Origin of the sequence: Psychrobacter sp. 1U1, from assembly GCF_051847535.1 — a bacterium.
Classification (GTDB): domain Bacteria; phylum Pseudomonadota; class Gammaproteobacteria; order Pseudomonadales; family Moraxellaceae; genus Psychrobacter; species Psychrobacter saeujeotis.
On sequence record NZ_JBPYDD010000005.1, the window covers coordinates 257,201 to 278,843 of the forward strand.

A 21,643-nucleotide genomic window follows, 5' to 3' on the forward strand; every position below is an offset into this window, starting at 1 on the left:
CTTATATTTTATGTAGTTATGGTTGTTTGTCTCATTAATATATAGATTGAAAACCCACACTATATCAGAGCCAGTTCAGCACTGATAGGTAGATGATCTGAAAGCTTAGACCATGGTTTGCCATTATGCACCCAAGCACTTTTTATAGAAAGATTGCGAACATAAATACGATCTAAACTGAGCACCGGTAGCTTCGCTGGGAAGGTCGGTAGTAGCTTGCCATGACAGTGTTTAAAGGCCTCAGTCATCCCAAGGTCACTAGCGAGTGTGTCACAGGAGAGTTTTTTCCAGTCATTAAAGTCGCCTGCCAAAATAAGCGGTTGATCTGAGGCAATCTCATTACGCACGTAATCGCTAATTGCCTGATATTGTTTGATACGGTCGCGCTCGAACAAATTGAGATGAGCACATAGCACCACTACAGGTTTTTTCCAGCCAGCTGGCTGTACTTCACAATGCAACACCCCGCGTTGCTCTAGCTTATTTACAGTGATATTGACGTTATGTTTAGGGTCCAAGGGGAATCGACTCAGTACTGCATTTCCATGATGGCCGTCCTCGTATTCTGAGTTTTTGCCATAGCTATTTTGCAGCTGCAGATACTCACCAAACCATTCGTGCTGAGATTGATCAGGGTATTCGTTATAGTGCATGTTGCGCCTTAAGTGTTGACCTTGCACCTCTTGTAAACATAAGACATCAGACCCTACCTCTTCAAGCGCTTGAGCAATTCCTTGCATTTTGACTCGGCGATTAAGTGGCGACATACCTTTATGGATATTATAGCTGGTCACAACAAAAGAGTTTTTATTCATCATAAATTCAGTATTCATAGCATAATTGTTATAAGTAATTATAGGCGTTATCTATACTATAACAACATTGACGATAGTTTTAGCTTTATCGTTATCGCATTGAAGCGTATTAAGTACTTAACGGATAAAGGTTATTTGTGAATGCACAACACGTTTTAATGGTTGTAAACATAAAAGAGCATTGGCTCTGATCGAACCAATGCTCTTGTTTACTAATAATAAATTATCACTACTCAGTCAATTGGCCGTATAAAATCAGTAGCGTGTAACCAAAGCAATTGGCTGATCTTCGCTCATGATGTCTTGCGGCATAAATACCACTTCACCACCATTATGCATGACATGTTCTATAATCTCACCAACTGCGTCATCTGTTACGTCATTTGCAGCAGCATCATCTGCTAACATAAGGGTCTGAGCCTTTTCATCGATCTTGGCTGACTGCATATAGCCGCGACGTACATAAAGTGTCTCGCCTGCTCCTTGGAAGGCGCCGCGATAGACTTCTTGTAAATCGGTACGCAACATCTCTGCACCGCGTGCTTTGTCAATCTCACCAAGCGCGGCTTCGTGCAACGATGTACGATAGCCCTCTACCGCTTCTTGGACACCATCGATAATATGCTGAGCACTGCCATCTTCTAAATTGGTAACGTTCGAGACTTTGGCAATAATATTATCTGGACGATCACAGACGTCATTATAGTAGCTGATATTACGTGCATCACCGACCACAACCAGTGGCATTTTGTGTTCGCCCCATAGCTCTTGTACACTTTTATCAACTTGATTAAAGAACTCTTTTAAATAGTTATCTTCTTTGTTAGCTGAGCGGTCAGAGCCTGCATCACCAGTAGTATACAAACCATTATTTTCTATAGGAAACGGGATGTTTTCCATATTATTCTGGCGATCAGAATCATTATCGAATTCTTTGATAACGCGATCATTAGAAGCTTCAATTAAACGAGCCACATCGCGTGTGAGGACCACCGTATAGTAATGTACAGCGCTTGCCATATCGCGGACAAGGTCACGAGTTGCAAAACGATCTGATATTACAACGCGCTCTTTGGTATCAAGTGGCATACGGATAATTTGCACATCGTCAGTACTGGCAAAAATCGCTAACGTATCAAGGTTATAGTTATGATTGAGCTCGTCAGTTTTGGCATGAATATTTTCTAAAATAGTGGTCGCTGTTTGCTTGTCGTACTCATTGGTCAAGCGCTCCTCGACTACTTTTAGTTGATTCTTTAACGCAATAGGATCTTGTTCATTTCCTGGATGCTCACGGTGGGTCTTTACAAATATACTTACTGCAGGATCAGCTTTTGTTTCACGTAAACTCTTAAGGGTCGCTTTCATAAATACTTTTCCTTATGTTGTTGTTATAAATTCCAACCAATAAACTGTTTATATAGGTCAAATTACTTTGCTTAGTTTATATAGCTGTCTGATTTAGCTCAGTCTCATTAGCGTATTACAGTTACCTAATATTCATAATCGTTTTATAGTTTTTAATCGGTAAAACCTTGTTTAATACGTCTCATGTGCGGCATAAACGATAACCCGTACATAAGACCATAATTTTTATATTGGAACTACTATGATGCTATCAAGTTAATATGATGAGCTATAGGGTTAGTTTGCAAGCAAATGATAGCGCTTTGTAAGCATAAGTAAGAAAAATTTAATATTACAACTCCTAATACTCTCTATCAGCACATAATAGAATCGCTAATACAGAGTATTTACTTATTACCTTTCACAGTGAACTTGTATTCTAAGCAAAATAGACCCATCATTTAAGTAGCCTGTCAGTTGCTCTACTAAATATGCGCATGAAAACCCAAACCATTAAATATTAACGCACGTTTTCTTTACTGACTTGACCTTTATTGCTCTTGGATACTTCTATGACTACTACAACTACGATCGACCCAAATCTACACCTTGTTGACTTTGATGCAACCGACCCTGTCGACTTACAGGTAAAAGTCACGGATGCGATTCAACAAGGTAATGACTTTTTAGATAACATTGCAGCATCTACAGATAAAGACTCTAACGATATAAGTGCTAAACAAGCATTGACTGATGTCATGATGTTTGACCATATCAACTTAGCATTGGATCGGAGCTGGGGCGTTTTATCGCACCTTAATAGTGTGATGAGTAACGACAAGATTCGTCATATTCATCATGAGCTATTACCTAAACTCTCCGCCTACGGTACTCGCGTTGGTCAACATCAACCATTATTTAGCCGTTATCAGGCCATCGCTAACGATAAAGAGTTTTTTGCAACGCTTGATCCTGCTCGTGCACGCGCTATTGCACTTGCTCTGCAAAGCTTTGAGTTATCGGGTGTGGCGCTACCTAAAGACAAGCAAGATGAGTTTGCTGACATTCAAAGTAAATTATCTACCTTATCGGCAACTTTTTCTGACCATATTTTGGATGCCACCCAAGCCTTTGCATTGCCTTTACAACAAGAGCAATTAGCAGGCTTAACGGAAAATGGCTTGGCTTTACTTGCAGATGCCGGTGAGCAGCACAAAGCCCGTGAACTTGCCAGCGGTACGCTCACGCAAGCTGATATTGATGCGTTACCAACACCCTACTATGTCGCGACTTTGAATATTCCCGTATATCTTGCAGTCATGACCCATGCGGACAATCGCGAACTGCGTGAGACTTTGTATCGCGCTTATGTGACTCGAGCCTCTGAATATGACACTCATACCAATGCTAAAGGCGAGTCACTAAATAACGCTGATATCATGAGCCAAATTCTACAACTGCGTGAACAAAAAGCTCAGCTACTAGGCTTTGATAACTATGCTGAAGTTTCTTTATCGACTAAGATGGCGGAAAGCGTTGCAGAAGTTGAAACTTTTTTACGGAATTTGGCTACCAAGGCTAAGCCTACCGCTGAGCAAGACTTGGCCCAGCTGCAAGAATGTGCCCGTGACTATGACATCGCTAAGCTACAACCATGGGATAGCGCCTATATTGCTGAAAAGGTAAAACAAAATAAATTTAGTTTATCGCAAGAAGAGATTCGTCCGTACTTCCCCTTACCGAAAGTTATTGATGGTCTCTTTGCTATCGTTGAGCGCTTATACGGCATCAAAGTACAAGAACAAAATAGTGCGAATGATTCTACTAAAGCTGACAGCAACGCAGTTTCGCGCTGGCATGATGACGTACGCTTTTATCAATTATTCGATGCCGATAACAACTTACTTGGCGGCTTTTACTTTGATTTATTTGCGCGTAGTGGTAAGCGCGGCGGGGCCTGGATGAGTGGTTTTCAATCGCGCTACAGTAATGATGAGCAAGCATATCAGCAGCTACCAGTTTGCTTTATGGTCGGCAACTTTACCCCAGCGCTAGATGGTAAACCAAGTCTGCTCACTCATGATGAAGTATTGACCTTGTTCCATGAGTTTGGCCATGGTCTACATCATTTGTTGACGCAAGTAACGGTTGGTGATGTCGCGGGCGTGAATGGAGTTGAGTGGGATGCGGTCGAGCTGCCCAGCCAGTTTATGGAAAACTGGGCATGGGAGAGCGATGGCATTGCACTTATTAGCAGTCATGTCGAGACTGGTGAGCCATTACCAAAAGACAAGCTAGATGCTTTGTTGGCCGCCAAAAATTTCCAAAGTGGTATGCAGACCTTGCGTCAAATTGAGTTTGCATTGTTTGATTTACTGATTCATGCACATACCCCAGCGCTTGATTATGTAGGTATTCTTGCAACCCTTGATGACGTTCGCAATGACATTGCCATTATGGAAACGCCTAACTACAACCGCTTTGCCAACGGCTTTAGTCATATCTTTGCTGGCGGTTATGCAGCCGGCTATTACTCTTATAAATGGGCTGAGCTATTATCTGCTGATGCCTTTAGTAAGTTTGAAGAAGACGGTATCTTTAACCCAATCACTGGTAAAGCCTTCCGTGAGACCATCTTATCTGTGGGCGGCAGCTTGCCGGCAAAAACCAACTTTGAGAATTTCCGTGGTCGTAGTGCCAGTATCGATGCGTTATTGCGCCACAATGGCTTTGACGATAGAGGTATTAATACTGCGGCAAACGCTCAAACTACACGCGAGGTAGGCTAATGCGCTATCAATCAAGCCGTCCAAAAAGACAATTTTTAGCAGGGGTGCGTTGCCCCAAGTGTCAGGCGTTGGATGCAGTAGTGCAGATAAACGTCGTGACGCCAATACTTGACGAATATATTGAATGTACTCTGTGTGGGCATAGTGAGCATCGCCCTGACTCTGATGAGATTAGCGCTAAAAATCATCTTGAGGATCAGCTGATCCGTGATGCAACCGTCACAGGGACCAGCGGCACAGTCAAGTTTAAAAACTAGGCTTAGCGTCTTAAGACTTAATGGTTATCGCAAATTTTTAAATATTTGGGCTCATACCTGACAATTGTACTTACCACTAGCCTATCTATTGATAGGCTTTTGTTTTTTAGTTTGCTATAGTATGAAAACACTGTTATCGATATGCACTGGCCCTAGTATGACTTCTAAAAAATCGTCACCTACTCTCTCTAAAACATCTACTACTGGCGTTCGTTCAAAGAAACTCTTAATAATCGTCTTATTATTACTCGCTGTTGTTATTGCCTATTTTGTATGGTCACGTCCACTATCGAATACATCGACCCCTATAAAAGAGACAACAACAAAAACTGTATCTTCTCAAGCTGAGACATTGTCAGACAATGCAGACAGCGATCTAGCAGACCCAGTAGATACGATGAATAACAACGTGCCTTTATCTGATAAAAAGGCTGTGCCAATTGAGACGCAAGCATCTGATTCTGAAACTATTTTAAACGCCTCATTGCCAGAGACCGATAGTTTAGCCAAAGAAGAAGTTGATCGTTTAGAAGATGAGCATCAACGCTTAATAGACCAAGAAAAATTGGCGGCTGAACAAGTACAAATGAATAAAAAATTAACCGACATGAAAGCTGAGCAAATTAAACTGCTTGAACAGCAAGTCGCACAGCTAGAAGCTGCACAAACGGCTGAATAATAAAAAAAACTATTAAAATTATAAGTGGCTAACCGTACGTCAATATATACTGCTTATCATTAGACAATAGCTTGAGTACATACTACTTATCAAATCATTTGCTTATGGGGTATTCGTTATGACCACTTTGCGTTTGACCCATGACCCAATTTTAAATAGCAGCGCGCAGGTACTTATTTTACCAGTTAATAGTACGGGGATATTCTTAGATCCTATACTCATGCCGTTAATACGTTATAAAGGCCTGCGCACAATGGCCTTATTGACACGGCCACTCCTTTCTAACTCTCCAAAGAATAACCCAACCAAAAAGTCTCATACCTCAAATGTGACCTCTTTAGATTGGGATACGGTAACTTTATCCCTACTCGCTCAACATTTACAAGATATACCAAAAGCTCGTGTAGATATTCATCTGCATAAAAGTATAACTATCTAAACATGTTAAATTCTCTAGTAAAATGTTTTTTCCTGTAGGTCTTAATAAGTATATTTATGTCGTGATATTGATTAAAAGATCACTCCAGCATAATATCAACTGTGCATGCCTTTGAGCATAAATATTTTTTATTTAATATACCTAAACAGGAGAATTAATTATGTCAAATAATAATTCTAGCAAAAACAATACCAAAGACGAGAACAATAACGCGGTAACGGCTGTAGAGGTTGTAAAAGACGATACCGTAGTATTTGAAAATGGCAACTTTGAAGAATACAACGCTGAGCACGACTATCAAGAAGATAAAGATCAGGACAACAAGGCTCAAGACGATAAAACTAAAGACAAGAAAACTGATAATACTGCTAAAAATGATAAATCAGCAGATAACAAGTCTGAAAGCCAAGATAAATCTCAAAGCTCTAGTAAAGCCAAAGACGCTAATGCTAAGTCAGACAACCAAGGCAAAGCTGAAAGCGCTAGCAAAAATGAAAATGTTGAAAAAAATCAGAAATCTGATAAAAAAGAAGCATCTAAGAAAGACACTAAAGCTGAAAAAGATGATCAGTCTGACAAAGCTGGCGATACTAATAAAGAAAGTAAAACTAGCAAAGAAGACAAGACTCGCAAAAGTGACAAGTCCAACGATGCTAAAGAAAATAATGCCAAGCAGCAAGACGACACTGAACAAAATGACGCTGATGCAACAGAGCAGTCCAATGAGAACAGCGACTCTAGCATGTCGATGGCAGGTTTATTCCAATGGGCAAATAAGCTCAGAGAAGACTTTATGTCTGAAGCGATGGGCATGACTAATGGCGTTACCGGAAGAGCTACTGCTATGACGCTAGAGCGATTAATCGCTGTGGTAGATATGGAGCTTGCCGCTTTTGATAAAAGCGTTGACGTTGCCAAAAAACTCATCGCAAATGTAGAAGAAGAGCGCAGCAAAATTGCTAGTAGAAAAGAGAAGTACCAAAGTATGATTGATGATTTAAATCAAGAGTAAGCATTTTAAATTGTTAATTTAGAGTTTGATTAATCCAATGTTAAATGTTTAATTTAAGCGTTTAACATTGGATTTTTTTGGCTAAATAAACTGTCTTAGCAAATGCTTATACAGACATATTTGTACTTTTAATCTTGAATCTTGCTATAAGCTTTTTTATTTCGAAAACACCGACCAGCCTGTCCTCTCTCCCAGCAACTCTAATGCTTTAGTCCCAAGTTTTGAGTTACCGACCGAATTTAGGCCAGGTGACCATACTGCGATGGCACCCTTGCCTGGCGCTATCGCTAGAATACCGCCACCGACGCCGCTTTTGCCTGGTAGACCCACCTGATAGGCAAACTCTCCAGAGCCATCGTAGTGACCACACATCATCATTAACGAATTGATCCGCTTGGATTGCTGCGGGCTGATCACCTTTGCCCCTGTGGGTTGATTGATACCATTAGAGACCAAAAACAGGCCAGCACGGGCTAACTGCTCACAACTCATCGCAATCGAGCATTGATGAAAGTAAGTATTCAATATCTTATCAACATCATGCTGTAGATGTCCAAAAGACTTCATAAAGTGAGCGAGTGCAGCGTTTCTATCTTCGTGGTCAATCTCAGACCTTGCCACCTTATAATCAAAGCAGATCGACGCATCATCTGCTATAAAGTGCACAAACTGTATAATCTCATCCAATATCTCTTCTGGCTCGCGTCCCATCGTAATAGCATCCACTACCGCAATCGCGCCTGCATTGATAAAAGGATTACGCGGTCGGCCCGATTCGTATTCCAATATGGTAATGGAGTTAAAAGGGTCACCCGAGGGCTCACGGCCGACATGATCCCAAAGTGCACTGCCAAGCTTACTAAGACCAATAGTTAGCGTAAATACTTTGGAGATACTTTGTATGGAAAATGGTTTACTGGCATCTCCAGCTGAGTACACTTGCCCATCAGGGGTGGCAACACTGATGCCAAACTGGTTGGGATCAACATGTGCAAGCTGCGGAATATAATCTGCTACCTTTCCGCGGTCGGTCTCAAGTGCCATTTGGGCAGTGATGTCGTCTAGAATTTTTTGCATCATAAAGGGGTAACCGTGTTTTTATTGAGTTTTCTGAATAGGCATGATTTTAACTGAATTTGGCACGATAAGGCGGGGAAATTATATTTTGCTATTATTTATCACGACATATAAAGTCTGATATAAGTAACTCCATTCTAGTGTTCTGTTTTGGGTAATCTATTGATAGATTTAATAAGCAAAATAAATGGTTCCATTCGGGTATACTGAACCGAAAATATTTACTCTACTACTAGGGATAATACATGGAATATCTATTATTTAGTGCTGGCATTATTGTTGGTACATTGGCTCTAGTAGTGGTAGTTTTTTTGGTAAAAACCTTGCTACGCTTAGGTAGATACCTAAAAACAAAAAATACATTCATTTGGTATATTTACATCGGGTTTTGGACTACTTTATTACTAATTTTTCTGATTGCACTGCTAACTCTTATTTTTAGCACATATGAAAACATTAAAATAGATAAAGAAGAACGTAAGTTTTTAGCAAAAAACTCTAGCCTTATAGACAGCGTAGCGAGAGACTTTTTTGAAATCGAATACTCATCAGATGACAGTTTTTATTTCAGTCTTGACGTAAGTAATTTATCGCCTTGTCTCCCTAAATACAAAGAATTACAATCTAAATATGAACAGAACGGAAGTAAACGTTTTGATTTGGATTATGTGATAACTGAACGTGCTCAAGAATTAAAGGAAGAAGCATTACCTTGGAACAACTTACCTCAAGATGAGCAAAATATATTGATCTTAAAAAATATTGAATGTGATAAAACTCTAGGACTACTTACGGTTGATGAGTACGAGAGAAGGAAAAGGATAGCATCGATAAAGTTAGAAAAAGTGTCTAGAAGCAAAGTTGTTGAAGAAATCAACCGCTTAAAAAACTCAAATAAAAATGACTTAGAAATAGTAGAGGCTTTGCTTATCAACGAAGACTTTGGAGAAGACTTGCAAGCTATTGCTCAACGTTTGAGAGACACAGGATCAATAGACCCTTTATATGCGATTGGCAATCAGTTTGGCTTGAATACGAATGATAGAACATCGACAACTGGGCTAGATGATATTAAATCACACATCAAAGATCAGCAATTAAGTTCAGATGAACTGAGAGAAAATTGATATCCTTAATTTAAATACTGGTACCGACAGTAAATAAGTTAAAAGGCATGAACTAAATTATACTGCATTATCATCTGTGTAGAGTATTTCACATTCTATGTAACTGATGGAAAAACACTATGAAGTACATTGTAGCTATTTGAATAACTCGAACCTTTGACACCATTAGCCTATAGCCTAAAATCCAAGTCCTCTCTAGGGAATAGTCTACTGGCTCAGTAAAATTATGATAACCAACATTACAGTTTAAAAAAACTTTCCAATTATCCAAAAACAAAAAACCGCCCTGACTGCTATTACTAACAGTTCAGAGCGGTTTTTTATATCAAACTAAGCTGCTTATTCAGCAGTTGTCATTGTACCCTGTTCAATACCTTTCATGGTCAATTTGATACGACCAACATGAGATTACTCCAGTGCTTATCTTCTTTAACCAGTCCCATTAAGCTCAAATCAAATTCAAACATAGCTTATTGTGCTCTACAAAGTTGAATTGTAGCTATTTCATCACTTCAATGGATAAATTTTTGAATCCAATAAATACTACTCGTAGATCATCAACTGATAAGTTAGGCTCAACCAACTCCCTCCTTCCTATCTTTTCATTAATGGTCTATAAATAGTATTACGCGTTACGTATTACTGGTTTCATTTATGCACATCCTAATCATACGGATATACGTTTAGACAAGTGAACCTATAAGATACTTGGGCTATAACTTAGTAATTAACGCTTAACACAAAAGCCAACTACAAATTACTCTATAATGACTTCAATATGAAGAACTCATCTAAATTGATATCTGAGTAAAAAATACGTTTATTTATCTCTTAAAAGCCCTTCAATTATCCAATTTTGGAGGTTTAAATCGCTCTCATGCCAATTTATATTTTTATCCCAATACCCTTCAGAGCGTTCAAGAAAATTCAACATAGGAAAGCCATAACTTATCTCTACAACTTTAATTTCATCGTCTATACCGTGAATCAGGTCAATGGCTAATGACTGAGTTTCAAGTTTATCAGAAACATTAAAAGCTAACTCTATGTACCTTCTATCAATTTTATCATTATCAAAAACCAAATTTCCGCTTCCTGATGCTCTAAAATCATTCTCTCTAACCATTCTCTTTAAAGCTACTGCTTTATTATCAATCACGACAACTCTAACGTCAAAACCTTTGTTTTCTATAAAGTCTTGAAAATAAGCGTAATCACGTTCAGGACTTTGTTTTTTAGCAAACTCGCTATTAAAAACAAGTCTTGTAACACCTTTTAAAACATTTGTTAACGAATCTATACTTACTGTATCTTTTCCACTCTTTCTAAGCGCTTCTTTTAAATACCCAACCCTATCTAGCTGAGGGAATCCCTTTCCAAAAGACTTATCTATAAACTTAATTGCGTCTGACTTTGATCTAGCCAGCTTAACATTACTAGACCCTGCACCTCGAGTTAGTTTGAAAACTTTGGGATAGCTAGTATTCTTTGCCCATTTCTTCGCTTGTTTCTTATCATAAAAAATATAGCTAGGAACTACTGGTATACCAGCAGCTTCAAGAAGATACTTTTGAGCGACCTTGTTATCAAAATGCCAGCTTGTTTTAAAATCAGGAAAAACTCTTAATCCTGCATGTTCTATAGCAAAAAGGATATTTTTGGCAGCGAGAACATCCTTGATTTGTGAATGATGATGATGCCACATGAAAACATCATAACCTTTTAGTTGTTCTATAATATCAGTATCAAAAGCATTAACTAACTTATAATCAATATTTTTATTTTCGCAATATTCAATCCAACGATCGGAAAAGCTCCCTGGTCTATGATGAATAGCTACTTTCATTTATATTTTCCTCAAAAAAAATCATTGAATATTTTAAAAAAACGGAGTCAATAGATTCTGTTTTTCTTAAAAGAGAGATCATTAAAACACAAAATTAAATTAATAGCACAATCGATACCACATCAATAGAGCAAAATTTTTGGTATGACATGGTTGATGTGATAACCGAATTAATTGTATATCGTAAAATTAAATACATCTTAAATAGACACCAAAATGTAAGTTTCTTTAACACAATGCGGTACATTTCGAATACTAAAGTTCAATAGCTTTATTAGCTAGCAGTTTAACGGCCATTATGAAGCCCGTACTCAAAAATAAAGATAGCAACACCTTGATGTTATTAAAAATATTTTAAAAGAATAGCGAAAACTACTACAAAAAAATTGATAATTAACACACATTCTAATATTACGAGTAATCTATCTAACTATAAAACACTATATAGATAGAATCAAACAATATGTTGCAATCCGAATATAAGACAAAAATCTAGAAAAACACTTATTTATTACTTAGATAAAACCAATAAAATATTGAAATCAAAACTTATGATTCAACCAAAAAGTCCATAATCACTATTATAACGGTGCTGATGGCAAATTAAATAAGACTCAATCTACTTTAGAAAATATTACTACATGTGGACTACAAGGTATATTGTCATTATGTCAATAGCTAGATCTATTGTTACATATAGCGCACAGCCAGAGATTAATATCCTTACTAGGAAACTAAATGCATTTGATAAAAGTAATATTTAACTATTTAGTAACATTAAAGAGACAGACAAAAAAACCGCCCCGACTGCTATTACTAACAGTTCAGAGCGGTTTTTTATATCAAATTAAGCTACTTATTCAGCAGTTGTTGCTGTACCTTGCTCAATACCTTTCATAGTCAACTTAATGCGACCACGGTTATCAACGTCTTGAACCAAGACACTAACCGTCTGACCTTCTTTTAGATAATCTGATACATTCTCTACACGCTCTTCTGCAATTTGTGAGATATGCACGAGACCATCTGTGTTTGGCAAGACGTTAACGAACGCGCCGAAGTCAACGATACGAGCGACCGTACCTTCGTAAGTTTTACCAACTTCAACTTCAGCCGTCAATGCTTCGATTTTACCAATAGCAGCTTTAGTTGCCGCTTTATTCTCACCAAAAATACGAATCGTACCAGCATCATCAATATCGATAACCGCGCCAGTCTCTTCTGTGAGCTGGCGAATCATCGCGCCGCCTTTACCGATGACATCACGAATCTTATCAGGATTGATTTCGATAACCGCGTAGTTCGGTGCATGAGCGTTGATTTCAGTACGGCTCTCTGGCAATACTTGGTTCATGGCATCCAAGATATGGATACGACCAGCATGAGCTTGCTTTAGCGCTTGCTCCATGATGTCAGGCGTGATGCCTTCGATTTTGATGTCCATCTGTAGCGCAGTGATACCGTCTTTAGAACCAGCGACCTTAAAGTCCATATCGCCTAAATGATCTTCATCACCTAAGATGTCTGACAATACAGCAAAGCGCTCGCCTTCTTTAACCAGACCCATTGCAATACCAGCGACTGGCGCTTTTAATGGTACACCAGCATCCATTAATGCCAAGCTTGCACCGCAAACAGACGCCATAGAAGAAGAACCATTTGATTCAGTGATTTCTGATACCACACGGATGACATACGGGAAGCGTTCGCTGTCCGGTAGCATCGCTTGTACACCACGGCGCGCTAGACGACCATGACCGATTTCGCGACGTTTAGGGATACCTTCACGGCCAGTCTCACCCACTGAGAAATGCGGGAAGTTATAGTGCAGCATGAAATGGTCACGGATAGTGCCACCTAATGAATCAATCATGTTAACATCACGGCTATTGCCTAGCGTAGTGGTGACTAAGGCTTGCGTCTCACCGCGAGTAAATAATGCTGAACCATGCGTATATGGCAATACACCAACCTGCACGTCAAGCGCACGGACTGTTTCAGGATCACGGCCATCGATACGCGGCTTACCTGACAAGATATTGTCACGAACCGTACGATATTTAAGGTCGTTGTAGATTTCTTTTAGCTCAGATACCGTATCAGCATAAGTTTCTGACTCAGCATCACCAGCAAGCGCATCAATGATTGATTGCTTAATTTCATCGAGCTTGGTGTAACGCGCTTGCTTGTCAGTAATGGTATAAGCATCTGCAACTTGCTCACCGAACTGCTCTTTCATGCTGCTGGTAAGCGCTTGGTCACGCTCAGGGGCAACATACTGCTGCTTAGCGGTACCGATCTCTTCTGCCATTGAAGCAATGTTATCAATCACGATTTGCTGTTGCTGATGACCATATAATACCGCGCCTAACATCTGATCTTCTGACAGCTCTGCTGCTTCAGATTCAACCATTAATACTGCAGACTTGGTACCAGCTACGACTAGGTCAAGATCACTCTCTTTAAGCTGCTCAGTCGTTGGGTTTAGTACGTACTCACCACCGATAAAGCCAACACGTGCCGCAGCGACAGGACCATTAAATGGCGCATCAGAGATTGCTAATGCTGCTGAAGCACCGATTAATGCTGCAATGTCTGCAGACTGGGTTTTATCTGAGGATACAACTGTTGCTGTAATCTGAATCTCGTTGACATAGCCTTCAGGGAACAGTGGACGAATTGGACGATCAATAAGACGCGAGGTTAGAGTCTCAAACTCGCTCGCGCGGCCTTCACGTTTGCCGTATGCACCTGGAATTTTACCCGCTGCATACATTTTTTCTTGATAGTTTACAGTTAATGGAAAGAAGTTTTGACCTTCTTTAGCTTCAGACTTTACTACTGCTGCAACCAGTACTGATACACCGCCCATATGAACCATAATAGAGTTGGCTTGGCGGGCAACACGGCCAGTTTCAAGGACGACCTTTTGGTCGCCATATTGGAATTCACGTTTAATAGTATTAAACATTGTCGGATTTGTCATATATTTTTCCTAATGTTGAATGACGAAAACAATTTCAATTGCTTGCGCAATCTAATATCGGTCATTAAATGTTCTATCGTACTTTGATGTACTGATAAATCTTATTTGGTGGCCTTATTGCCAGGTCATATATTTACCAATGGTACTACTGTATTTTCTTTATTATTCAGATTCAGTTTTTATAGCCATCTACCATCATAAACTTTCTATCATCATGGATTTTAATAGTGTTCTACACCGTTTCCACACTTTTTTTATTATGTAAATTATTTATATAACATAACAATATATAGAGACAAACTACGAGATAGATACTGTGTTTTAACGCGCTATAAAATTACCCAATGCACCATTTTACAGTGATTTATAGGTGTTGACCAATTAAATACAAAACTGAGTGTTTTTATGGTCAAAAGTTGGGCTAAACGGCAACCAGACTACCTAATACTTACCAGATATCCATAAAAAAGCGGCGTGAAACTATTCCACACCGCTCTTTCATTACTTACATATTATATTGATAACAGTCAATTATTTTTTCAACACTTAAAAGAGAGTCTTTAGAGTCATATGACAAATAAGCACTACCTTTTTACTTAACTATTATTAATATTGCAGACGTCAAATTAACGACGTAGACCCAACTGCTTGATAACAGTTGTATAGCGACCAAGATCTTTACCTTTTAGGTAATCAAGCAATTTACGGCGCGTATTAACCATACGGATAAGGCCACGACGGCTATGGTGATCGGCTTTATGCTCTTTAAAATGATTCTGTAAATCATTGATACGAGCACTTAACAAAGCGATTTGAACTTCTGGTGAACCTGTGTCATTTTCGCCGCGCTGGTATTGAGCGATGATTTGTTCGCGATCGGTATTAGTTAGCATAAATATCTCCGGCAATGCTAAAAGCTCAAAGATGTACTCAGACTTAAGCCATCTTTTAAGCATTAGAATAGTAATTAAAGTAACTTTATCGTCATTCAGGACAACCCTGCATTACTAGAGTTGACCTAGTGTACGACAAGCTCAATGAGTAATAACAATTATTTAAAAATAGATTGGATAATGACGAAATACTGCATAAATCGACCTTATAATCGAGATAGTAAACAAAGTATTTTAACTTATCTAAAATCATATTTAAATGTGGTGGCAATTATAACAAAAAACTGCTGAACTCGCAGCAGTTTTTCATATTAGTTTTCTTGTTTAATCAAGGTTTCTTAGAAGCAATAAAATAACTGATCGTCTTAGACTATTTGTTTTTTATATCAGCTTCAGTAGCCTTGCCACCAAGCTCATCATCATCTAAAGGCACTGTCGTCGCTTCTGCTATGCTATCTGGAATAGCGTCTTTGCTAGGATTGATGTCTTCTGCAAGCTTTTCAATTTCTTGTTCTTGTTTATCCATATTTTGTTTTGATTTATCCATAATATTTCCTTAAAACTATTTAATAACTGTGAGTACTAACCATCACTTGATTAGTACTCACGGTAAAAATTCGTTTAACAAAAGCTTCTTGGACTCAAAGCACTACTTATCGTCGTCTTTAGCATTTTCTAAATTATCAGCGATACGCTCGGCTGCAGCTTCAGTATCTTCGGTATGGTTGTCTTCAGTTTGGCTCTTGAGCGCTGCAGTTGCAGACTCAGAACGTTGTTGCTCAACTTTAGTATCGTTTGGATTAGGGTTAGCCATAATAATTTCCTTAGTTAATATCAGTTAATATTGTTCTAGTTTAGAATAAAAATATAATGAGTTGTTTTACGTTTTGTAGAGTATTTGAACTAATTAAGACAATGCTTTATCAATAGCTTCAACAAAGTTATCAATGTCATCTGGGTTGCGAGAGGTAATTAAATTACCGTCGATCTGTACTGTTGTATCGATAAAATCTGCACCAGCATTTTCTAAATCTGTTTGCAATGAGTGATAAGCGGTCAACTTCTTACCCTTTGCGATACCTGTATTGATAAGCACCCAAGGCGCATGACAAATAACTGCCAGTGGTTTACCTGCTTTATAAACAGTATTGATGATACTGTGCGCCTCTGCATCGCCACGGATAGTGTCAGCATTGACAGTTCCGCCTGGCAGTACCAACGCATCGTAGTCAGCTGCATTTGCATCACTTGCAAAGATATCAGCGGTAAAAGTATCACCTTTGTTGACGTCCTGTTTCATTGCTTGAACGTCTTTATCTTTATTAGTTGTAATCAATATAGTTTTATAACCTTTGTCTTTCAACTGGTTATTTACGTCTTCATATTCTGCTTGCTCAAAATTATTGTGTAATAAAAAAGCGACGGTTTTCATATTATTCCTTATTTAACGATTGGGAATTTATGTGAATAAATTAACTAATAACTCTATTTATCATAATTTTTTATTATTATTAAGTATTTTCTATTATTCATCCTCAGTGATCTATTAGTCGTCCGTGCCCTGCTAAAGCTATTACCTGTTATATTTCTTATATGAAGCCCTTCCCATAAGATTTTTTTATTATCAAATTAAGTTTTTGTTTTTATAGATTAATTTTACCATTGAGCTTTGTTATTTTATTTATCCTTCCCTGTCACTTTCCTTAGCTGACTTAACTAATGTACAAAAAAAACAGGTTTCACCATAGGCGAAACCTGCAATAAAATGTGACGATATGTGATTAATGTAAACTGTTAGTAAGCTGCTCAGGAATTGTCTATAAGATAGTTTAGAAAAATAACCTTAACGTTGAATCAACTTCTTTGGTTGCAACCGTCCATTGAGACTAACGGCACCTAAACCCAAAAACTGACCTTGCTCATTTATTAAACGAATATCTATTGGTGTCTCGTACGTTAACAGTTGTGCGCTAGCAGTGTCTTTAGAGGTAGCAAAGTTACTTTTGTCGGTATGGATAGACGACTGGTTATCTATCCTATCTAAAATATAGCTCTTAATCTGGTCTGTCAATTGTTCAGATACGTTTAAGCGTTGACCCATATGGATACGCTTACACTGCTCAGTCGTCAATGTCAGCTTCATATCGATATCGATACATGCATCCACTGGCATTAACTGTGCTTGACGATTATCCAATGCTTGTTCTTCTAATGCGGTCAAGCTAAGCGCATTATCAATATCGAATTTACCGACTTGCAAGCGCCGCAGTGCTGTCAGATGCCCTAATGTACCTATCGTTTTAGCGATGTCTTCACCAAGCACGCGTACATAGGTGCCTTTGGTGCAAGTAACCGTCAACTGTATTTGTTCGTTATCAAGTGCTTTTAAATCAATTGACTTGATGACGATATTTCTTGGTAAACGCTCTACTTCAATACCAGCCCGTGCATACTCATAAAGTTTTTTGCCGTCCTTTTTTAGCGCCGAATACATGGGTGGTATTTGCTGCTGAGCGCCCAAAAACTGCTGGGCAATTTTTTCTAACTCTACCTCATCAAACTTTGGCACAGACATTGTTTTAACAATCTGACCCTCCGCATCACCAGTATCAGTCTGACTACCAAGCAAGATAGTCGCTTGATAAGTTTTATCGGCATCCAATTGATAGTGGCTAAATTTGGTAGCCTCACCCAGACAGATAGGTAACAAGCCAGTGGCCATGGGATCAAGCGTACCAGTATGACCCGCTTTTTTACTATTATGGTTTGGCGATTTAAAAAGATATTTCACTTTCGATACCACTTGCTGTGATGTCATACCGTAAGGCTTATCTATTAAAATAACCCCTGAGACTTTTATCTTATCAGGTACTATTTTAGCTTTTTTATCAGTTTGCTCAGGCGCTATAGACATAATAGTAATTTACTCGTCATTCTCGTTTTGTTCAGTTTTACTGACGGCTTGATTGATTAAATCCATCATATAATTGCCGCGCGCAGTGACTTCATCATAATGAAAACGCAAACGTGGCGTAGTACGCGTTTTTAAACTATGGCTAAGCTCAGTACGCAAAAACCCTGCCGCTTTATTAAGAACTTCTATGCTTTGCTCATGATTGGTTTTAGTCATGGCATCATTGAGCTCAGGCTCCATAATAGTGACGTATACATCAGCATAACCCAAATCTGGACTGACCTTCACACTAGAGATAGTTACAAAGCCCGTCAAACGCGGATCATTGACCTCATCACGAATTAGCACTGCAAGCTCACGCTGTATCTGATCTGATAAGCGTTGTAAACGTTGATTCATTTTATTATCCTACTTTTCAATAATATTTTAAAAATAGCTTTTAATAGCGGAAATATACGATAAAAAAGGCCTACCAGGATGATCCTGTTAGACCTTAATACATCGTTATATTAATACTCTAAGTTCTAACGAATAAAAATACAATATGGTTAAATTGTACGTTCAAACTGTTGAATCTCAAAGACTTCAATCTTATCACCAGCTTCGACATCATAACCACGAACGGCAAGACCACATTCCATGCCAGTACGCACTTCATTAACGTCTTCTTTGTAACGGCGTAGCGACTGTAACTGTCCAGTGAAGATAACTTTATCATCACGTAATACACGAATTGGCTTATTACGATAAATAGTCCCTTCAACCACCATACAACCAGCAGCAGCACCGAATTTGCTAGAACGGAATACTTCACGAACTTCTGCAATACCAAGAATCTTCTCACGATGTTCAGGGGCAAGCAAGCCACTCATCGCAGCTTTTACATCGTCAATCAAGCCATAGATTACGCTGTAGTAACGAATATCCATGTTGGCAGTATCTGCTTTACGGCGTGCAGTTGCATCTGCGCGAACATTGAAGCCCAATAATACAGCTTCACTTGATTCTGCAAGCGTGACATCAGACTCAGAAATTGGACCAACACCTGAGCTAATCACTCGTACTTTAACTTCATCGGTGGACAGCTCATTTAATGCAGCTAGTAAGGCTTCGAGTGAACCACGTACGTCAGTTTTTAGTACGATATTTAAGAATGACACATCGCCTTGTTCCATCTGATCAAACATGCTTTCTAAACGCATGGCATTTTGACGTTCAAGTTGACGCTCACGCTCACGGTTGGTTCTAAAATCTGCAACTTCACGTGCTTTTTTCTCGTCTGTTACGACTAAGAATTCGCTACCAGCTGCTGGCGTTTCAGGTAAGCCTAAGATTTCGACTGGTATAGAAGGACCTGCTGACTGTACACGTTTACCATGTTCATCCGTTATTGCACGCACTTTACCGTAATGCTCACCAGCTAGCACTAGATCACCCTGTTTAAGTGTGCCTTTCTTGACCAATACACTAACAACAGGACCACGACCTTTTTCAAGTTTTGATTCAATGACCACACCTTGTGCAGCACCATCTAGTGGTGCTTCTAGCTCCATTAGTTCAGCCTGTAAGCTAATATATTCTAAAAGATCATCAATGCCTTCACCGGTCTTGGCTGAAATACGAGCCATTGGTGTATCACCGCCCCAATCTTCTGAGACCACTTCTTTTGTAGTTAACTCATTAAGGACGCGATCAGGATCAGCACCTGGCTTATCCATTTTATTAATAGCTACGATTAAAGGTGTACCAGCAGCGCGCGCATGATCAATTGCTTCTTCTGTCTGCGGCATCATGCCATCATCCGCTGCCACAACCAATACTACAATATCAGTAGCTTGCGCACCACGTGATCGCATAGCGCTAAAGGCTGCGTGGCCTGGAGTATCGAGGAAAGTAATAACGCCGCGTTCCGTCTCTACATGATAAGCGCCAATATGTTGAGTAATACCACCTGCTTCACCTGTGGCGACCTTCGTTTCACGAATCTTATCAAGTAATGAGGTTTTACCATGGTCAACATGACCCATAATAGTAACCACTGGTGGACGCGTTTGTACATTACTGCTGCGCTCATCAACGGCATCGTGAAGATCATCTTCAACTTTAGTATCGCTAACAGGTACTGGATTATGTCCCATTTCTTCAACGATTAAGCTGGCTGTTGCTTGGTCAATCGTATCTGATTCTCGAGCCATTTCACCCATTTTCATCAGCAGTTTAGTGACTTCGCGTGCTTTGACCGCCATACGCTGAGCCAAGTCTGCGACAGTAATATGTTCACTAATCTCTACATCGTAGACAATCTTTTCGAGTGGCTTTTCAAACTTATGCTGCGACGCTTGAGAGGAACGTAGACCATTTTTGGTATTTTTGATTTCACGTTCGCTTTGGTTTTTACGGCGACGTCCACGAGTACCTGTACTATTCGCTCCTCGTTTGATCTCACGGCGCTCTTTTTCAAACGATTCTTCTAATGCGTCCCCAACCAACCCTTCGGCCAACGGCTCGTCCTTACGAACTTCAGTCGCAGGTTCACGGTCAGTATATTTACCAGCCATCTTACGCATCTGCTCAAGGGTACGCTTTTGCGCTTCTTCAGCTTGTACGCGACGTGTTTCGCTCTCGATTTGACGTAAACGCTCCTCTTCTTTCTCACGTGCTTCACGAACTTTACGTTCAGCAGCCGTTTCAGTCTTTGGCTTAGTAGCAGCAACTTTTCTCTTTTCTTTCTCTTTTTCTTTAGGTTTAACTTCAACGGTAGCTTTGCCGCCTTTTTTGACTACGACTGAGGTAGATACTTCCTCACCTTTGCCTTCTGAGCTTTTGCTTGAACCAAGACTTGCACGCATAGCAGCTAGGGTAGCCGCTTGACGCTCTTCTGACTTTTTCTTAGTGGCATCACGCTCTTCAGCTTCTTTAGCCGCACGTGCTTGTGCCTCAATCATCGCCTGTTCACGGGCAGCCAATTCTTCTGCCATTTTTTCTGGATTCGGCTTATCAAACACTTTCTTTTTACGTACTTCAACATTGACGCTCTTAGATTTACCCGAAGAGCCCGTCACGCGCGCAGTACTGGTCGTTTTAGATTTAAGACTAATACGACGTTTTTCTTGCTGTCCGTGACTTTGTTTTAAATACGTTACCAATTTTTCTTGCTCAAGTTCGGTGACTGAGTCATCCTCCCCGCGAGCAGGTAGCCCAGCATCCTGGAGTTGCTGCTGTACAGCACCGACGGTTTTGCCTACCATTTCTGCCAGTTCTTTGACGGTCTTATCTGCCATTTATTATCACCTACTGTCTATTATTTGCTATTTGTTCAATTCAGTTGTTGGCTACAAATGATTGCGTTTGACCAAAACAGAGATTATTTAATATAATTGGATGTTATATAAGTATATTAAATATTAATCTTTTATTAGCCTTTCATTATTAATAGCATACCACCAAAAGACAGCGATATGC

At 39.3% G+C, this 21,643-nt stretch carries 18 protein-coding genes; 6 read left to right on the forward strand and 12 right to left on the reverse strand.

Going from position 1 to position 21,643, the window contains the following annotated elements; translation table 11 throughout:
• Positions 1-59: 59 nt before the first annotated feature.
• Together ACS8FB_RS09640 and ACS8FB_RS09645 are read right to left on the reverse strand one after the other, a co-directional pair.
• The gene (locus ACS8FB_RS09640; protein WP_439262622.1) at positions 60-815 is read right to left on the reverse strand and encodes an endonuclease/exonuclease/phosphatase family protein; all 756 of its coding nucleotides are present in this window, start codon (positions 813-815) and stop codon (positions 60-62) included.
• A 255-nt stretch (positions 816-1,070) separates the two neighbouring features.
• Positions 1,071-2,183 (reverse strand): AOC03_06830 family ribosome hibernation factor, encoded by a 1,113-nt coding sequence (locus ACS8FB_RS09645; RefSeq protein ID WP_439262481.1) that lies wholly within the window; start codon positions 2,181-2,183, stop codon positions 1,071-1,073.
• A gap of 551 nt (positions 2,184-2,734) precedes the next feature.
• Here ACS8FB_RS09645 and ACS8FB_RS09650 point away from each other — a divergent pair.
• The 5 genes from ACS8FB_RS09650 to ACS8FB_RS09670 all read left to right on the forward strand — a co-directional run bounded on the left by ACS8FB_RS09650 (position 2,735) and on the right by ACS8FB_RS09670 (position 7,338).
• Positions 2,735-4,951: a M3 family metallopeptidase gene (locus ACS8FB_RS09650; protein ID WP_439262483.1), complete on the forward strand. Its 2,217-nt coding sequence runs from the start codon at positions 2,735-2,737 to the stop codon at positions 4,949-4,951.
• On the forward strand, positions 4,951-5,208 hold the full coding sequence (locus tag ACS8FB_RS09655; RefSeq protein ID WP_439262485.1) for a YheV family putative zinc ribbon protein: 258 nt from the start codon (positions 4,951-4,953) through the stop codon (positions 5,206-5,208). The genes ACS8FB_RS09650 and ACS8FB_RS09655 overlap by 1 nt, the downstream gene beginning before the upstream one ends.
• A 157-nt stretch (positions 5,209-5,365) precedes the next feature.
• The gene (locus tag ACS8FB_RS09660; protein WP_439262487.1) at positions 5,366-5,887 is read left to right on the forward strand and encodes a hypothetical protein; all 522 of its coding nucleotides are present in this window, start codon (positions 5,366-5,368) and stop codon (positions 5,885-5,887) included.
• A gap of 118 nt (positions 5,888-6,005) precedes the next feature.
• Entirely contained in the window at positions 6,006-6,326 is a 321-nt protein-coding gene (locus ACS8FB_RS09665) for a hypothetical protein (protein WP_439262489.1), read from the forward strand.
• A gap of 160 nt (positions 6,327-6,486) precedes the next feature.
• The gene (locus ACS8FB_RS09670; RefSeq protein ID WP_439262491.1) at positions 6,487-7,338 is read left to right on the forward strand and encodes a hypothetical protein; all 852 of its coding nucleotides are present in this window, start codon (positions 6,487-6,489) and stop codon (positions 7,336-7,338) included.
• Positions 7,339-7,494: 156 nt separating this feature from the next.
• Here ACS8FB_RS09670 and ACS8FB_RS09675 read toward each other — a convergent pair whose 3' ends face one another.
• Entirely contained in the window at positions 7,495-8,418 is a 924-nt protein-coding gene (locus ACS8FB_RS09675) for a glutaminase (RefSeq protein ID WP_439262493.1), read from the reverse strand.
• A 242-nt stretch (positions 8,419-8,660) separates the two neighbouring features.
• Between ACS8FB_RS09675 and ACS8FB_RS09680 the strand changes: the two genes are divergently transcribed.
• Entirely contained in the window at positions 8,661-9,542 is an 882-nt protein-coding gene (locus ACS8FB_RS09680) for a hypothetical protein (protein WP_439262495.1), read from the forward strand.
• A gap of 820 nt (positions 9,543-10,362) precedes the next feature.
• Here the strand turns inward: ACS8FB_RS09680 and ACS8FB_RS09685 are convergent.
• From ACS8FB_RS09685 to infB, 9 genes are all read right to left on the reverse strand, one after another.
• A complete protein-coding gene (locus ACS8FB_RS09685) occupies positions 10,363-11,388 on the reverse strand; it encodes an ATP-grasp domain-containing protein (RefSeq protein ID WP_439262497.1) in 1,026 nt (341 codons plus the stop codon).
• Positions 11,389-12,244: 856 nt separating this feature from the next.
• The gene (pnp, locus tag ACS8FB_RS09690; protein ID WP_439262624.1) at positions 12,245-14,359 is read right to left on the reverse strand and encodes a polyribonucleotide nucleotidyltransferase; all 2,115 of its coding nucleotides are present in this window, start codon (positions 14,357-14,359) and stop codon (positions 12,245-12,247) included.
• 641 nt (positions 14,360-15,000) lie between these two features.
• Positions 15,001-15,267 carry a 30S ribosomal protein S15 gene (gene rpsO / locus ACS8FB_RS09695; protein ID WP_299218723.1) on the reverse strand — a complete coding sequence of 89 codons (267 nt, stop codon included), beginning with the start codon at positions 15,265-15,267 and terminating at the stop codon, positions 15,001-15,003.
• Between the two features lie 370 nt (positions 15,268-15,637).
• The gene (locus ACS8FB_RS09700; RefSeq protein ID WP_439262499.1) at positions 15,638-15,814 is read right to left on the reverse strand and encodes a hypothetical protein; all 177 of its coding nucleotides are present in this window, start codon (positions 15,812-15,814) and stop codon (positions 15,638-15,640) included.
• Positions 15,815-15,916: 102 nt separating this feature from the next.
• Positions 15,917-16,081, reverse strand: coding sequence for a hypothetical protein (locus tag ACS8FB_RS09705; protein WP_439262500.1), 165 nt, complete (start codon positions 16,079-16,081; stop codon positions 15,917-15,919).
• A 93-nt stretch (positions 16,082-16,174) separates the two neighbouring features.
• Positions 16,175-16,699: a type 1 glutamine amidotransferase domain-containing protein gene (locus tag ACS8FB_RS09710; protein WP_439262502.1), complete on the reverse strand. Its 525-nt coding sequence runs from the start codon at positions 16,697-16,699 to the stop codon at positions 16,175-16,177.
• Positions 16,700-17,110: 411 nt separating this feature from the next.
• On the reverse strand, positions 17,111-18,181 hold the full coding sequence (truB, locus tag ACS8FB_RS09715) for a tRNA pseudouridine(55) synthase TruB (protein WP_439262504.1): 1,071 nt from the start codon (positions 18,179-18,181) through the stop codon (positions 17,111-17,113).
• 9 nt (positions 18,182-18,190) lie between these two features.
• Entirely contained in the window at positions 18,191-18,580 is a 390-nt protein-coding gene (locus ACS8FB_RS09720; protein ID WP_058367855.1) for a ribosome-binding factor A, read from the reverse strand.
• A 149-nt stretch (positions 18,581-18,729) separates the two neighbouring features.
• Positions 18,730-21,462 (reverse strand): translation initiation factor IF-2, encoded by a 2,733-nt coding sequence (gene infB / locus ACS8FB_RS09725; RefSeq protein ID WP_439262506.1) that lies wholly within the window; start codon positions 21,460-21,462, stop codon positions 18,730-18,732.
• Between the last annotated feature and the right edge of the window lie 181 nt (positions 21,463-21,643).